Below are 15992 nucleotides of genomic sequence, written 5' to 3' on the forward strand. Positions count from 1 at the left end.
ATTTGAGCGCCTTATCCATTACTGATTCCCTATCATAATTTGTGTCAAAGCATCTAATTGGTTAACTTGTTGCTTAAAACGTTCTGGATTCATTTTTTTCGCTTTTTCAAACCAATTATTTGATTTTTCTTTTAACGCTGTAGCAATTAAACCACGTCCAAAATTAGCATCAAAATTAGCTTGATCAAAAGTTAACGCCCGCTCAAAAGCTTTGGCCGCCTGGTCCAAATTTTGTAGGCTCAACCAAATATTCCCCAATAAAATCCAACCTGCAAGATCATTTTCATCCATCTCAGTTCCAGTTAATGCATAGACCAACGCTTTTTGATAATTTTGTTGGTTATACCAGGATTGAGCCTGCATCATAACTGCATCATATTTCAATTGTTCATCCGTTACTAATTGGAAAAATTGATTAGCTTTATCATAATTTCCTGCAAGATAGTACACATTACCAACAACATAGTGTAAGTGATTCATGGCGACCGGTTCAGATTTAAATAATTCTAAACTTTTTAATCCAAGTTCCTCGGCCTCAATCAAATTTTCACTGGTTGCTAAAAGGTTCACTAAATCAACATACGCTCGCCAATGTTGCGGATCTTTTTCAATTAACTGGACCAGCTGATGCATATCAGCCTGTAATTTTTCTGTTTCTTTTTTTGGCATCTGTCAGCTTACCTCCTACCGTCTTAAATCGTATTACTGGGATCATCAATTACGCCTAAATAACTAGTATCATTTCGTAAAATTTCTTGATAATGTTCTCCATCATTTGTCTCAAGAATTGATGTGGAAGTATTACTCAAGCCTCCTCGCGCACGTAACTGTGCCAACGGGGTATCTAGTAAAGTTTCAATCCCAATCGTTAATAACATACCATGCGCAAAAAATATCAAATTAACATCATCACCACCATAAGCTCTTACCGCCTCATCAACCGCATATTTAAAGCGCTTTTGAACAGCTTCAAATGTTTCGGCTCCAGGTACCAAGGTGGCATCATATTGATCTGGATGGTTTCGCCAAGCTTCATATTGATCAGCTTGTTTATTCTTGACATCGACAAAGGTTTGGCCTTCCCACACACCCAATCTAAATTCAATTAACCCGGAATTCAAAGTCATAGCTGGACGCTTTTTGACCAATTGCAATGTATTTTCTGCTGTCAAACGGGCCCTCCGTAAAGGTGAAACAAATGCATGTTTAAATTCAACATCTTGTAGATGCTTCCCCAATTTAGCAATTTGTTCGTATGACTCCGGTAATAATGGCGAATCTCCTTGGGCTCCTTGAAACCGTCCCTCATTGTTCCACTCTGTTTTACCGTGACGAATAAAATATAATTTTGTCATGTCTTACTCCCTTATTGTGTGTTATTTCTATTATATAACAAGCAAACCCGTAAAGTTAACTTTAACTTATAATTTTATGAATTCCACATTTCATCCCCACTTTATTTTCATTCAGCATCGTTGAAAATTTTAATACGAGCTTTTTTGAAAAAATTGATCGCGAGCGATCAAGGTATTTATTTTGAATTTTTTTCAATGTTACGCCATTTATCTCTTGGACCATTTTAAGTTTAATTTATCAATTTCTTCGATTGAAGTTGCAGCATTAATCATGGAATACGGCTGCGCTATATTTTGATATTCCATGTAATCGTACATAAAAATTTATGATGGTATTCCTTGTCATTCATCAGAGTATCCATGATTATGATCTTTAAAACAACCGCACCAAACTACAAGTAAGTACGAATGGACCCGAACTAATCCCAGACTTATCAAACTGAGTCATTACTATGACCATTAATATAAATGGTCATAGTAAAACATTAAATAATGTGTAATCTTTTTACGTTTCGTTGACCTAATTTGTGACGACATTTTTAATAGATCAGCTCGCAATATACAAAACGAAGTATTCATAATAGTTATTGCTACCAATATCAGCACTGTAGTTCAGCTTAAACCCTAATTTTTCTATGATAGAAAGTAATATCACAATTATTTCGTCAATCATATATGGTCCGTTACAAACCAACCAAAAAAATCTAGCTTTCCACTATCAAATGGCCGGCTAGATTTTTTAAATTACTTACATTATAGTTAAAATATAAATCAAATATTAGATAATTTATCTTTCATCGGTTAAATTTAAGCGAGCAAAAATATCATCAACATGACGCAAATGCCAATGATAATCAAAAGCAGCATCAATCTGTTTGGTTGAAAGGCGTTTAGTAATAGCTGGTTCAGCATCAACTAATTCCCTAAATTGAAGTTGATCATCCCATGCCCGTGCGGTTAAAGGTTGAACAACATCGTATGCTTGTTCCCGGGAAAAGTTTGCTTCATCCATCAAAGCATACATCAAGCGTTGAGAATAGATAAGTCCATATGTCTTATGCATGTTTTTTTCCATTTGTTCTGGGAAAACCTGTAAATTATCTAAAATATTAGTCAAGCGATTTAACATATAATCTAATGTTGCCGTGGCCTCTGGTAAAATCATCCGTTCAGCAGAAGAATGTGAAATGTCACGTTCATGCCAAAGCGGAATATTTTCGTAGGCGGGGATCGTCATCCCACGTAACACCCGCGAAAGGCCGACAATATTCTCAGATCCGATCGGATTACGTTTATGTGGCATTGATGATGATCCTTTTTGCCCACCTGCAAAACCTTCCTCAACTTCATGGATTTCCGAACGTTGTAATCCTCGAATTTCAACTGCCACTTCTTCTAAAGAAGAACCAATCAAGGCCAAAGTCGAAATATAATCGGCATGGAGGTCTCGCGGCAAAACTTGAGATCCAACCGGTTGAGGTGTTAACTTAAGTTTTTTCATTGCTGTAATTTCGACTTCTGGGGCAATATTAGCAAAAGTTCCTACCGAACCCGATAACTTTCCAGTAGCCATAGCATCTGCAACCCGATCAAATCGCTCTAAATTTCGAAGGGCTGCTTGGTAATAGCGGGCCAAAACCAGACCAAAAGTTGTCGGTTCAGCATGAACTCCATGGGTCCGTCCCATCATGACCGTTGTTTTATACTTTAACATCATACGCTGTATAACATCACGATAAGCCACTAAATCTTGTCGAATAATTTGATTCGCTTGTCGCAAACGTAATGCTTGCGCCGTATCAACCACATCGGTACTAGTTAATCCATAATGAATCCACTTTTTTTCCGGTCCGAGTGAGTCTGATAAATTACGCGTAAAGGCCACAATATCGTGCTTAGTAACCTGCTCTAACGCCGCAATTTCATCCACGTCGAATCGAGCATTTTCTTTTACGGCGGTCAACTCTGCTGCTGTCGGCCGTACTGAGGTCAACTCTGGATGCTGTTGTCCTTCTTGGACCAATCCTTCCATCACTGCAATCTCAACCTCTAACCATGATTGATATTGTTGCTCCAAAGACCATACTTTCTGCATTGCTGTCCGGGTGTATCGTTCAATCATTTTTTTTCCGCCTTTTTTTATGATAATTAAATTTTAACGCAAATTATTAACAAAAAGCAAATTCATTTTAAATATAACAGCAAATAACGAACTTAATCGTTTAATATTCTTTTTTCAAAATATTTTAGCTAAATTATTATAATTAAAAATTATGAAAATCTATAAAAAAGTTGCTCATCAAATGAGCAACTTAATTGAGTTAATTTTAATTGATTGTAATAATATTTCGACTGACCAATTCATCTAGATAATATCTTAATAGCTCCACTAATTCAGTCTGATCGGATGCTTTAAAAATATTAATATTGGTATTGCCAGATGCATTTACGACTTTCATTTTAAATCCATCTGTAGTTTCGTTAATCGCCACCTTAAATTTGATAGATTGTTCCAGTCCTTTAGCAGGTTCCAACGCCCGCTGCATGACATAGGTACCCGCGTTGTTTTTAACAAACCCAATATCAGTCAGGGCATATTTCTTCAAGGTCGGATTAATTTGATAAATATTTTTATCGCCTAAGATTGTTACTGTTTTTGTAAAAGCCATTCTTACTACCCCATTCCTAATTCACGCCGGTCAAATATGAAATTCAAGCCCTCGATTGGTTCTAATTCTCGATTATAAAATTGTACCTGCAAATTATCTGTTTGAACGGATAAGATTGCATAAGTTCCTTTTAAGTATGCGTAGGGACCTCGCGGTAATGAAATTGATCCTGGGTTAATAAACAATTTACCATCGATGATTTCAGCTCCTAATTGGTGTGTATGCCCTAAAGTAACTACATCCGCATCCAGAGTTGCCACATGTGTCCGGATTTGATTCAAGCTTGCCTCGGTGTGATACAAATGTCCATGTGTTTGATAAATTTTGATCCATCGATCTCCATACAAACGATCATCTGGAAATAATTCATCAAAATCCATGTTTCCAATCACCGGTTGAATTTGTCGAAATAATTCATCATCCGCCGATAACTCTGAGTCACCATTAAAAAACATCGCATGAACTTGATCATGATAATGATTCACAATTTTTTCTAGGATAGTTCGATCACCATGAATATCTGAAACCAGTAAGTAATCCATTTTTACCTCCTTATTACCACCAATTTTTAAAATCACGGGCCAAAGCTTCTAAAGCCTTACCTCGGTGTGATATCTTATTTTTCTCTATTGCGCTCATTTGAGCTAGTGTTTTTTGATATGGTTCGTAAAAAAACAACGGATCGTAGCCAAATCCATTTGTGCCTTGTGGAGTGTCTAACATAATGCCATTAACCTGACCTTCAGCCATGATTTGACCACCATCGGGCTTAATTCCAACTATCACCGTATGAAAAGCTGCTTGACGCTGCCCTTCAGGTACGTTCTTTAATTTTTTTATCACCTTTTGATTATTAGCAGCATCATCATGATCCCCTGCATATCGCGCAGAATATATCCCTGGCTCACCATCTAACGCTTCAATCATCAAGCCAGAATCATCCGCTAAAACTGGTAAATGAACTGCTTCGCAAATGGTTTCCGCCTTGATCATGGCATTTTCGGCAAAAGAATTTCCATCCTCAACGATTTCAGGGAGTGTCTTTAAATCATTGAGCGAAAGTACCTCAATGTCAAAGGGCGCTAAAAATGTGCTAATTTCTAATGCCTTGCCTTTATTTTTAGTTGCAACAATTAATTGTCTCATTAGATCACCTCATCTAAGCATAGTTTTTGATCAATAAGTGCTAATCGTTGCACGTGCAAATCATTGCGTTCTAACCATTGTTCACCCAAAAGCTTGAAACGACTTACATTCCCCGTAGTATAATATCGATCTTTATGATGGTCGACGAAATTATCATTCTGATGATTTAAGTCTAACTGCATTAATTGCTTTGCAACTGATGTCACCGTTTCAGCACCAGCATCTACAATGGTTACCCCCGCCCCCATAGTATTTTTGATATTACTCTCCAATAGCGGAAAGTGGGTACAACCTAAGATAAGCGTATCAATTTTGGCATTCGGAAAAGCCTTCATATTTCGATCCACAACCTGTTGAATGGTCAAATCATCCGTAACACCACTCTCCACTAAAGTCACAAACTCTGGTACAGCGAGTTGATAAACGTCAACGTCAGTGGCATTTTGATTAATCGCCTCAACATAACTGTCCATCTTCACGGTTCCTTGAGTCGCGATAACTCCAACCATTTTGTTTTGGGTTCGTTCAATGGCCGTTTTCGCTCCAGCAGCAATAACTCCTAAAATTGGGATTTTAAATTCATTTTGCATAACGGTCAAGGCCGCAGCTGTGGCAGTATTACATGCAATCACAACCATTTTAACCTTCTGTTCAACTAAAAATTGAATCATTTGGCGTGTAAAAGTAATAACTTCTGCTTGTGAACGTGGTCCATACGGCATTCGAGCTGTATCACCCAGATAATAAACTGCTTCATTCGGTAATCGTTTTAGTGCTGCCTTAACAACCGTTAAACCACCCAAACCCGAATCAATATAACCAATGGCTCGATTGTCCATTACCTTGCCTACTTTCTACCGTCTAGCCCATTTTACAACATCATTTGGGCTTTCAAAAATATAGTCTGCTTCATTTTCAAAGACAGTCCGATCCAGAACGCCCCAGCCTGCCATTCCAAATGCTACGCCAGCATTATGAGCAGCTTTCATATCATGAATCGAATCACCAATATAAATGGTTTGCTTTGGATCACTTACTAAGTTGCTCATTGCTAATAATATCGGATCAGCGGCCGGCTTCATTTGTGGTGTCATTCCCGCAAAAACAAAATCTGTAAAAAATTGCTCAATTTCAAAACGATCCTGATGTGCTGCAAATTCAGCAGGCGTATTTGACGTGACTATCCCCATTTTATATTGGGCTTTTTGTAATTGTTCTAACATGGTAAAAATTTCTGGGTATAGGAAAATACTATCTCGAAAATCATCTAGACGCGCGACCCAATCCGCCAGAATCATTGCTGGCTCCGGAATTTTGAGGTATGTTAATGACTCTGGTCCCGGCAGTCCAAAAACATGATGCAACTCTGCTTCTGATCGTTCAATCTGATGAGCCTTTAATGTTTCTGATAAGGCAGTAATATACATACTTTCCGTTGACAATAAAGTCCCATCTACATCGAAAATAATCGATTTCATGTTTCATTCCTCCGTTTAAAAGTAATACCTCTATTTTACCATGACATCAATAAAAGAGCGCTTACTTATTTTATCGAGTGATACGTCCCCTTAGTCGAACGTTTAATTTTTATTTTTTCTCATATATTAAACTATACTTATCATTTGACAAGGCGTCTGCATTTAATATTTCAAAAAATTATCAAGACATCTAAGCAATGATATTTTATCTCGATATATTAAATGAACCATTATAAACTTACTAAATAAAAAATCATCTACAAAATAATCTGTAAATGTCTTTACTTACCTATTAAAATAATGCTCAATATTTAAATAATTGAACCCAGCAATGCTTATATTTTCGAATATTAAAAATACCAAAATAATAATTAAATCACTGAATTTTATTCTGCTAAACCATCTGCAAAGTATCTAATTTTTGTCATTTAATATATCTTTTTTTATACAAGAAATTCATTCAACATCTTCTGCTTAATTTATATCCTTACTTCCTAAATAAATACGAGAATCAACGAAATCATTTTTTCTTAAATCACGATAACATTCCGCTCTAATCTTGAATTCTAAAACAATTCTGCATTTTTCTTATAAAATATATTGGATACAAAAATAGTGTTTCCAATAGTCATATTTCACAACTATCTTCAACACCATTTATCTTATTAAGATTTAATTATTGAACTTCTAATTCATTCAAACGATCATCGATCATTTTTAGAACAGCTTTTTGACTTTCTGGCTCTTCTAAATCGTACTTTTGTAGATCAACACGCATCTTTGGTGACGCATCATAATCCTTATACCATTGTTGATATGCACTCCACATTTTAAAGTAATAGTCTCGAAGTTCCGCATTATCATCGAATTGCTCGTAATCACGTCCACGCTTCTTGATTCGATATAAAATTGTATCAAAATCAGCATCCGCAAAGACCATTAGATCCGGACGCCCCTTTTGCATACCACTTAATTCAGCCATCATATTATCCAACAATTTCATATAAACATCTAGCTCAGCGTCTGAAATATTACCAGAACTGTGATTTTCTTGCGTGAAAAGAGCATCCTCATAAATCGAACGATCTAAGACGTTATTATCATCTGCTAACGCTTTTTTAATCATGGCAAATCGTTTATTCAAAAAATAGATTTGAAGTAGAAAACCATATTGCTTAGGATCGGCATAATACAGTGGTAGGACTGGGTTCTCCCCCACCGGTTCAAAAAAGGCTTGCGTCCCTTTATGTTTTGCAATTAAATCTGTCAAGGTTGTCTTACCAACCCCAATCATGCCTGCCGTAATAATCACCATGATTGTCCTTCTTTCATTAAATTTTATCTTGTAAACTAACATAGCGTTAGGAAACTTGCTATAACTATATTACCCAAATCAGAGTTTAAATACAATACTTCATTTATTAAATTGGTTATGGTATGTAGCCCCTGTATACCCCTTACCAATCCACCTTTTCAGTTTTATTAAATTTATTTTACAAAATCATAATCAATAACTCAATCCATATACTAAATAATATTACCCTAGCTCACTTATAAACACTTCAGACCCCGATCTTCTACTTTTTACTTCTAGATTTCCGTCGATTTAAACTAAAAGCTTAACAAAGTAGTAAGCACAAATTTACATTTTAAGCATTAAAAAATCGATGATTTATAACCATCGATTTGTAAAAATTTATAAACTAATTTTATATTACCTTAAATGGTCAATTAAAATACCCGATAATATTACTATTGTACCGTGACTGACTTAGCTAAATTACGTGGACGATCAACATCCAAACCACGGCCAAGAGAAGTATAATATGCTAATAATTGAGTTGGAATTACTTCAACTAACGGTGCTAACAAAGGATCAACGTCAGGTAAGATATATCCATCACCCTCTTTGGCCAAAGACTTTGAAACAATTGTGTACGGATGTGCACCACGTGCGGTAGTTTCAGATAAGTTACCACGAACCAATCCAGCCGTCTTTGGTTGTGTGATTAAAGCCATCACTGGTGTCCCTTCTTCAATTAAGGCCAATGTTCCATGCTTAAGCTCTCCCGCCGCAAAGCCTTCAGCTTGAACATAAGAAATTTCCTTTAATTTCAAAGCTGCTTCCAATGCAACCGTCGAATCAACTCCACGACCAATATAAAAAGCACTGTGCGTAGATGCCGGTACCAGCATTGCATCGGCTACGTTTTTAAAGGTTTCCTTATCATCAACAATTGCTTGAATGGCAACCGCAATATTTGATAATTCTTCCATCAAATTTAAGTCCTGATTATCTGCCAACGCATAGGCCAATATTGACTCCAAAGTCACTTGAGCTACGTACGCTTTCGTAGATGCTACCGCAATTTCAGGTCCTGCTAGTAGTGGCAAAGCATACGTGGCTTCGCGCCAAAGCGTTGATTTTTCAACGTTAGTTAACGTCAATGAATGATATCCAGCTTCATTAATATTTTGCAAAACTTCACGGGAATCCGCTGTTTCTCCAGACTGACTCAAGAAAATAAAGAATGGCTTCTCTGACAACAGAGGTTGTTCATAAGCAAATTCAGATGAAATATAGACGCTTGTAGGCTTATTTGCCCACTGTTCAAACAAACGAGCTCCTGCTAAACCAGCATGATATGATGTTCCAGCAGCAATAATATAAACCCGATCAGCAGCATTAATTTCATCCAAGATCGCTTTTCCAATCAAAACATTACCTTGTTCATCAAAGTAACGTTCCATTAAGCGGTGCATTACAACAGGCTGCTCATCCACTTCTTTCAACATATAATATGGGTAAATTCCCTTATCAGTTTCAGAAGCATCAATATCCAAATGGAACGGTTCTCTTTCAACTCGGTCACCTTGCTCATTGAATAATTGAATCGCCTTTGGGTCAATAATTGCTACTTCACCATCCAACAACTCAATAAAGTCATGGGTCTCATCCAACATTGCAACCGCATCGGATGTAACAACATTAAAATCAGCTCCAACTCCGATCAACAATGGTGACTTACGCTTAGCCACATACATACGTTCGGGTTCAGCTTGATCCATCAATAGGAATCCATAGGCAGAATCACCAAACAAACTAATTGCCTTTTTGAACGCATCAAAAGTTGAAAGATTATCTTCTCGCGCAAATTTACTAATCAATTGCACTGCCACTTCGGTATCCGTATCAGATTGAAATGTTACATCTGATAAATATTGCTTTTTTAATTCCATGAAGTTTTCAATAACTCCATTATGTACTAAGTAGAATTTTTCATCTTCAGAATATTGAGGGTGTGAATTTTTAACAGCAGGCTCACCGTGTGTCGCCCACCGTGTGTGTGCAATCCCGGCCTTACCATTCACATTTTTCTCCGCAACTAATGCTTCAAGATCAGCCACACGCCCCTTTTGACGAACTAATTCATCCCCCGTACTATCTTGATTTGGGATAAAAACCCCCGCAGAATCATATCCACGATACTCTAGTTTTTCCAAACCTTTTAATAAGATTGGTGCTGATTCTTTTTGTGTTCCTGTGTAACCCACAATTCCGCAATAATACATTAACGTTCCCCCTGATACCTTTTATAAATTGGTATATATTATATTTTTAAAATTATATGTATAATTATACCTTTGAATAGCCCTAAGTCAATCGTTTTAGAATATCTTTTCTACAGAATGGTATATATTGGTATACCTGAATATTATTAAATTATTGTCATAATTGGTTTGTATAATGTTTATATCACTCATCCTATCGGCATCAAATTCTATCAAATTATTAATCTTTTGCCAAATATTTTATTTATTTTTTAAACCAATTTCAATTTTACGACCCCTGATTTAAATTTCATCTTGCTTAGTTATTAAACAGCGCTTTGCCAACAAAACCTTATAATTAACCCAGTCCCAGTTATAAATGCGTCTGTAATTAACCTTGCTCCTCATGCCTGATTGCCACCAAAAATCCCACAATTAAAAAAGTGACAACCATCTCATTCCCAATAATCAAAATGGCTTCTTGATTCATTCTCAACAGTTTAATTTCACGATTGACGGTCACATTATTTTTTCAATTAAAATATATCTCATTAACAATATCATTATAAAACAACGAATAAAGGTCATAATACACCAAACAGTTATTTTGAAATGCGGTTTCATTTTTAAATAAAAAAGAACCTTTTTCGCAATGAAAAGGTTCTTTAATTTTCACCAGTTGGCATTAGTTTTAATCTAGGTTGTTAACTAACATTCAAGTGGTGTATTTCATCTATTAAATCGTCAAAAGCTCATCTTCCTTAGAAGCAGCAATACTATCGATATTTTTAACGCCATCATCTGTTAAACCTTGGATATCTTTTTCAAGTTTCCGTAATTCATCTTCTGATAGTTCTTCTTTTTTGGCTTGATCTAAAGCATCTCGACGAACATTACGAACAGCAACTTTCGCTTTTTCTGCTTCAGCCTTAACTTCCTTTGCCAAATCTTTACGTGTTTCTTCAGTCAAAGCTGGAATCACTAAGCGGATCACAGATCCATCGTTTGAAGGTGTTAATCCAAGATCTGAAGCAAAAATTGCCTGTTCAATCTCTTTTAAGGCCGTCTTATCAAATGGTGTAATCAAAAGCACTCGAGCTTCTGGGACAGAAACTGATGCCACTTGATTCAAAGGTGTCTCTGCTCCATAGTAAAGAACTTTAACATCTCGTAGAATTGATGGATTTGCCACTCCAGCTCGAATTTTACCGAGTTGAGCTTGCAAAGCCATCCCAGCTTTTTCCATTCTATCTTTGGTATTTTCAATAATTTGATTTGCCATGCTTTATTTTCCCCCAACCGTTGTTCCGATATTTTCACCCAAAACAACTCGTTTAATATTGCCGTGCGTGTTCAAATTAAAGACCACTAAATCAATATCATTATCCATCGAAAGGGTAGAAGCTGTGGAATCCATGATATTAAGGCCTTGTGACAATACATCCATATGCGTTAAGCTTTCATACTTTACGGCCTCAGGATTTTTACGTGGATCATCACTATAAACACCATCAACGCCATTCTTACCCATTAAAATCGCATCAGCATTTACTTCAGCGGCTCGCAAAGCGGAAGTGGTGTCAGTTGAGAAGTATGGCGAACCAGTTCCTGCTCCAAAAATCACAACACGCCCTTTTTCTAAGTGGCGTACAGCCTTACGACGGACATAAGGCTCAGCAACTTGACGCATTTCAATAGCCGTTTGTACGCGGGTCGGAACCCCCATATTTTCTAACGCATCTTGTAATGAAAGAGAATTCATTACCGTCCCCAGCATCCCAACATAATCAGCTTGAGCGCGTTCCATTCCTAATTGAGCTCCATTTTCACCACGCCAAAGATTTCCACCACCAACCACAATGGCAATTTCAATCCCCAACTCATGAACCTCTTTGATTTCAGCGGCAATACTATTAACTGTTGATGGATCAATTCCATAACCCTTTTCTCCAGCCATGGCTTCCCCTGATAGCTTTAATAAAATTCGCTTATACTTTACGTCTGCCATGTTTGTGCACCCCTATCAAATCTTACTTAATTTGGGCTGCAACTTCAGCCGCAAAATCACTTTCGGCCTTTTCAATTCCTTCACCAACTTCGTAGCGAACGAATGAAATAACCTTACCCTTTTGTGCTTCAACATAAGCCGCAACAGTTTCACCATCGCCCTTAACAAAAGCTTGGTCAACTAATGAGATATCTGATAAGAACTTATTCAAACGACCTTCAACAATTTTTTCTTTGATTGCATCGGGCTTACCATTCAAATCATCTGCAGCTAATTGAATTTCCTTTTCATGTGCCAAAGTATCTGCAGGAACTTCTTCACGTGAGACATATTGTGGATTAATAGCAGCAACGTGCATTGCAACGTCCTTTGCAACTTCAGCAGAAGCTCCATCAAGCAAAACTAATGAAGAAATACGTCCACCCATGTGTGAGTAGGCTCCCAATGATTGACCATCCTTAGCTTCAATTACTTCGAAACGGCGAAGAGTGATCTTTTCACCGGTAATTTGAGTAGTATGAATGATTTCTTCGTTCATAGTCTTACCAGCCATTGGTAATTCTAGAGCAGCTTCCACAGTAGCAGGCTTTGCATCCACAATGGTTTCAGCAACTGCATGCAATAAATCATTGAATTCTTTATTCCCGGCAACGAAGTCAGTTTGTGAATTCAATTCGATAATAGCCGCAAAATTCCCCTTAACGGCAACATATGTCATTCCTTCAGCTGCAATTGCTCCGGCTTTCTTTGCTGCCTTAGCCATCCCCTTTTCACGCAAGAAATCGATAGCCTTTTCCATATCACCGTCAGTTTCTACCAACGCTTTCTTTGCATCCATCATTCCCACGTTTGTCTTGTCACGTAATTCTTTAACTTGTGCCGCTTTGATTGCCATTTTAAATGGTCTCCTTTAAATATATAAGTTTTTATCTAGTTAATTATACACAATTTAGTAGTGTTTTAACACTACTACCCCCGTGAATTTTAACAAAGGTCATAAAAAAAGCCGAGTCCCAAAGTCCTCAGCTTGATTTAAAGCAAATAATTACTTGTTGTCGCCTTCAACGATTTCAGTCAATTCTTCGATTGAAGAAGCTTTTTCAGCTCCTTCTTCAGAAAAGGCTTCATCAGCAACCGCATCTTCACCTTGATTACCTTCGATGATTGCATCTGCCATCTTAGCAGTGATCAAGCGAACAGCACGGATCGCATCATCGTTTGATGGAATCTTAACGTCAATTTGATCAGGGTTAGCATTTGTGTCAACCATGGCAACGATTGGAATATTCAACTTACTTGCTTCTTGAACAGCCAATTGTTCCTTGTGTGGATCAACAATATACAAAACATCTGGGATGCGTGGCATATCAGCGATTCCACCTAAGAACTTTTCCAACTTTTCACGTTGCTTTGTTAACAATGCAACTTCCTTCTTTGGCAAGCGATCGAATGTTCCATCTTCTGACCAAGAACGTAATTCCTTCAAACGTGCAATACGCTTTTGGATTGTTGACCAGTTAGTCAAAGTTCCACCAAGCCAACGGTGGTTCACAAAGTACATGTTTGCACGAGTAGCTTCTTCAGCAACTGCATCTTGTGCTTGTTTCTTTGTTCCAACGAACAAAACGATTGCACCATCTGCAGCAGCATCACGAACATAGTTATATGCTTGGTCAACCATCTTAACTGTCTTTTGTAAGTCGATGATGTAAATACCATTACGTTCTGTAAAGATATATTCACCCATCTTTGGGTTCCAACGACGAGTTTGGTGACCAAAGTGAACACCAGCTTCAAGCAATTGCTTCATTGAGATTACTGCCATGAGTAAAATTCCTCCAAATTGTTTTGCCACCTAAATCCGCATGTAGTTCGACGACCGAAACGGCACCCGTTCAACTATTAGATTTAGTGAGTATTTTTGGTTATTAAACCAATATCAAATTTTACGCTGAAGTATGAAAGTTGTCAATTATTAATCTGAGGACTATCCCACTCGGCATCATGAAGCACTAAAAATTTTTCTTTTTGTGCCCTCGATAATTTTTTGAAAGCTGCCTCTGCTCGCAGAGCTGCTGTTTTGGTATTGTATTCTGCTGAGTAAACTAGTCGTAATGGATGCCTTTTTTTCGGGCGAGTATACTTTGCTCCCTTACCCGCTTCATGGACGGACAAACGCCGTACAACATTATCTGTAAATCCACAATAAAAAGTATTATCCGCCGTTAAAAGAACATACATGTAATAATTCTTGTCCGTCATTGATCATGCCCGGCCTTCATAAATGGCCCAGACCTCATCTCGATATTCATCATTATCGTGATGCGTAATAATAGGCGGTAAAATCTGTGCACCGGTTAATTTTCCATTCTTAATCGACTCGATTAAAACAATATTAGCTTCTTTTCCTACTTTAGGATAGACAAACTGAATCCGCTTGGGAATTAAATTATTCGCCCGTAAGGCATCTAAGATTTCAAAGAGACGATCTGGGCGGTGTACCATGAAAAAATGCCCCCCTGATTTAAGTAGTTTTTTAGCGGTATGTGATACTAAATTCAAATCAGCTTTGATTTCATGTCGAGCAATCGCATAATGTTGATTTGGATTTTTATGTGATTTTTCTGTAGCTTCAAAATATGGCGGATTTGAGACCACCGTTTCAACTGAACCAGGTTTAATATAATCAAATACGTCGCGCATATCCGTGTTAATAATTTTAATTTTATCTTCTAGCTCATTAAATTGCACTGAACGCTGCGCCATATCGGCTAAACGTGGTTGAATCTCAATCCCAATAATTTGGCCTGTAACTTTATGCGCCATAAACAAGGGGATTGCTCCGTTACCAGTTCCCAAATCAACAATTCTTCCACGACCACCATTTCTGGGATTCGCAAAATGAGCCAACAAAACCGCATCCAGTGAAAATGAAAAAACTGAATGGCTTTGAATGATTTGGACCTCATCTCGGTATAACATGTCTAGCCGTTCATCGGCTTGCAACTCAATTTTCATTTTTTTATTCCATCCTTTTTAGTCTCATTTATTTTCTATTCCAATTTATTAATTGTCAACTAATTCTACTTTATGGGATAATTAAAAACATGATTTAAGAAAACAAGAGGTATTTTTCAATGTTCTATCAATTTGCAGCTCGTGTTGTCCGTGGCCTAATTTGGTTAATTAATGGTAAAGTGACCGTATTAAATCGCGATCAGGTCCCCGAAGGAGAGTATGTGCTCGTTGGGCCTCATCGTACTTGGTGGGATCCTCTTTTCTTTGCTGCCATAGGTTTCCCTACGGTATATATGTTTATGGCTAAGAAAGAATTATTTAAAAATCCAATCCTCGGTTGGATTATTAAAAGTGCCAACGGTTTCTCAGTAGATCGTGATAATCCGGGTCCCTCTGTTATTAAGATTCCCGTCAAGGGTCTTAAAAAAGGAAATATGAGTCTAATCATCTTCCCTTCTGGGTCTCGTCATTCTTCTGACATGAAAGACGGTGCCCTTTTAATCGCTAAACTAGCCAAAAAACCGATTGTCCCATTAGTCTACCAAGGTCCGCTCAAATTTAGTGGATTATTCAAAAGAAATAACGTGACGTTAGCTTATGGTACCCCCATTGATCCAAACGGCTTTTCGAAAAACAAAGAAACGGCCAGTCAAGAATTCGATCAAGTATTAAAAACAGCTTTCCAACAATTAGATCAAAGCATTGATCCTAATTTTGTATATATAGATCAAAAATAAAACATCCATTGTCAGTTATTTCAAAATAG

At 37.2% G+C, this 15992-nt stretch carries 17 protein-coding genes; 1 reads left to right on the plus strand and 16 read right to left on the minus strand.

Annotated features, from left to right (window positions below):
• Positions 1-18 precede the first annotated feature (18 nt).
• The 16 genes from G7084_RS05875 to G7084_RS05950 all read right to left on the minus strand — a co-directional run bounded on the left by G7084_RS05875 (position 19) and on the right by G7084_RS05950 (position 15226).
• Positions 19-669 (minus strand): tetratricopeptide repeat protein, encoded by a 651-nt coding sequence (locus tag G7084_RS05875; RefSeq protein WP_166010924.1) that lies wholly within the window; start codon positions 667-669, stop codon positions 19-21.
• Between the two features lie 23 nt (positions 670-692).
• A complete protein-coding gene (locus G7084_RS05880; protein ID WP_166010926.1) occupies positions 693-1355 on the minus strand; it encodes a histidine phosphatase family protein in 663 nt (220 codons plus the stop codon).
• Between the two features lie 787 nt (positions 1356-2142).
• The gene (gene purB / locus G7084_RS05885) at positions 2143-3477 is read right to left on the minus strand and encodes an adenylosuccinate lyase (protein WP_166010928.1); all 1335 of its coding nucleotides are present in this window, start codon (positions 3475-3477) and stop codon (positions 2143-2145) included.
• 205 nt (positions 3478-3682) lie between these two features.
• Entirely contained in the window at positions 3683-4024 is a 342-nt protein-coding gene (locus G7084_RS05890; protein WP_166010931.1) for a DUF1831 domain-containing protein, read from the minus strand.
• 5 nt (positions 4025-4029) lie between these two features.
• Entirely contained in the window at positions 4030-4566 is a 537-nt protein-coding gene (locus G7084_RS05895) for a YfcE family phosphodiesterase (RefSeq protein ID WP_166010933.1), read from the minus strand.
• Positions 4567-4579: 13 nt separating this feature from the next.
• The gene (locus tag G7084_RS05900; protein ID WP_166010935.1) at positions 4580-5170 is read right to left on the minus strand and encodes an XTP/dITP diphosphatase; all 591 of its coding nucleotides are present in this window, start codon (positions 5168-5170) and stop codon (positions 4580-4582) included.
• A complete protein-coding gene (murI, locus tag G7084_RS05905; protein ID WP_166010937.1) occupies positions 5170-6009 on the minus strand; it encodes a glutamate racemase in 840 nt (279 codons plus the stop codon). Before murI ends, G7084_RS05900 begins: the two co-directional genes overlap by 1 nt.
• A gap of 15 nt (positions 6010-6024) precedes the next feature.
• Entirely contained in the window at positions 6025-6648 is a 624-nt protein-coding gene (locus G7084_RS05910; protein WP_166010939.1) for an HAD family hydrolase, read from the minus strand.
• Positions 6649-7324: 676 nt separating this feature from the next.
• The gene (locus G7084_RS05915) at positions 7325-7963 is read right to left on the minus strand and encodes a deoxynucleoside kinase (protein ID WP_166010941.1); all 639 of its coding nucleotides are present in this window, start codon (positions 7961-7963) and stop codon (positions 7325-7327) included.
• 437 nt (positions 7964-8400) lie between these two features.
• A complete protein-coding gene (gene glmS / locus G7084_RS05920) occupies positions 8401-10221 on the minus strand; it encodes a glutamine--fructose-6-phosphate transaminase (isomerizing) (protein WP_166010943.1) in 1821 nt (606 codons plus the stop codon).
• 715 nt (positions 10222-10936) lie between these two features.
• Positions 10937-11482, minus strand: coding sequence for a ribosome recycling factor (gene frr, locus G7084_RS05925; RefSeq protein ID WP_166010945.1), 546 nt, complete (start codon positions 11480-11482; stop codon positions 10937-10939).
• A 3-nt stretch (positions 11483-11485) separates the two neighbouring features.
• Positions 11486-12208 (minus strand): UMP kinase, encoded by a 723-nt coding sequence (gene pyrH / locus G7084_RS05930; RefSeq protein ID WP_166010947.1) that lies wholly within the window; start codon positions 12206-12208, stop codon positions 11486-11488.
• 22 nt (positions 12209-12230) lie between these two features.
• On the minus strand, positions 12231-13103 hold the full coding sequence (gene tsf, locus G7084_RS05935) for a translation elongation factor Ts (protein WP_166010949.1): 873 nt from the start codon (positions 13101-13103) through the stop codon (positions 12231-12233).
• 150 nt (positions 13104-13253) lie between these two features.
• Positions 13254-14033 (minus strand): 30S ribosomal protein S2, encoded by a 780-nt coding sequence (gene rpsB / locus G7084_RS05940; RefSeq protein ID WP_166010951.1) that lies wholly within the window; start codon positions 14031-14033, stop codon positions 13254-13256.
• Positions 14034-14176: 143 nt separating this feature from the next.
• Complete coding sequence (locus G7084_RS05945) at positions 14177-14470, minus strand: GIY-YIG nuclease family protein (protein ID WP_166010953.1); 294 nt, start codon at positions 14468-14470, stop codon at positions 14177-14179.
• Between the two features lie 3 nt (positions 14471-14473).
• Positions 14474-15226 carry a tRNA1(Val) (adenine(37)-N6)-methyltransferase gene (locus tag G7084_RS05950; RefSeq protein WP_166010955.1) on the minus strand — a complete coding sequence of 251 codons (753 nt, stop codon included), beginning with the start codon at positions 15224-15226 and terminating at the stop codon, positions 14474-14476.
• 119 nt (positions 15227-15345) lie between these two features.
• Between G7084_RS05950 and G7084_RS05955 the strand changes: the two genes are divergently transcribed.
• The gene (locus G7084_RS05955; protein ID WP_166010957.1) at positions 15346-15963 is read left to right on the plus strand and encodes a lysophospholipid acyltransferase family protein; all 618 of its coding nucleotides are present in this window, start codon (positions 15346-15348) and stop codon (positions 15961-15963) included.
• The last annotated feature ends 29 nt before the right edge of the window (positions 15964-15992 follow it).

Origin of the sequence: Weissella coleopterorum, from assembly GCF_011304355.1 — a bacterium.
GTDB classification, from domain to species: Bacteria; Bacillota; Bacilli; order Lactobacillales; family Lactobacillaceae; genus Weissella; species Weissella coleopterorum.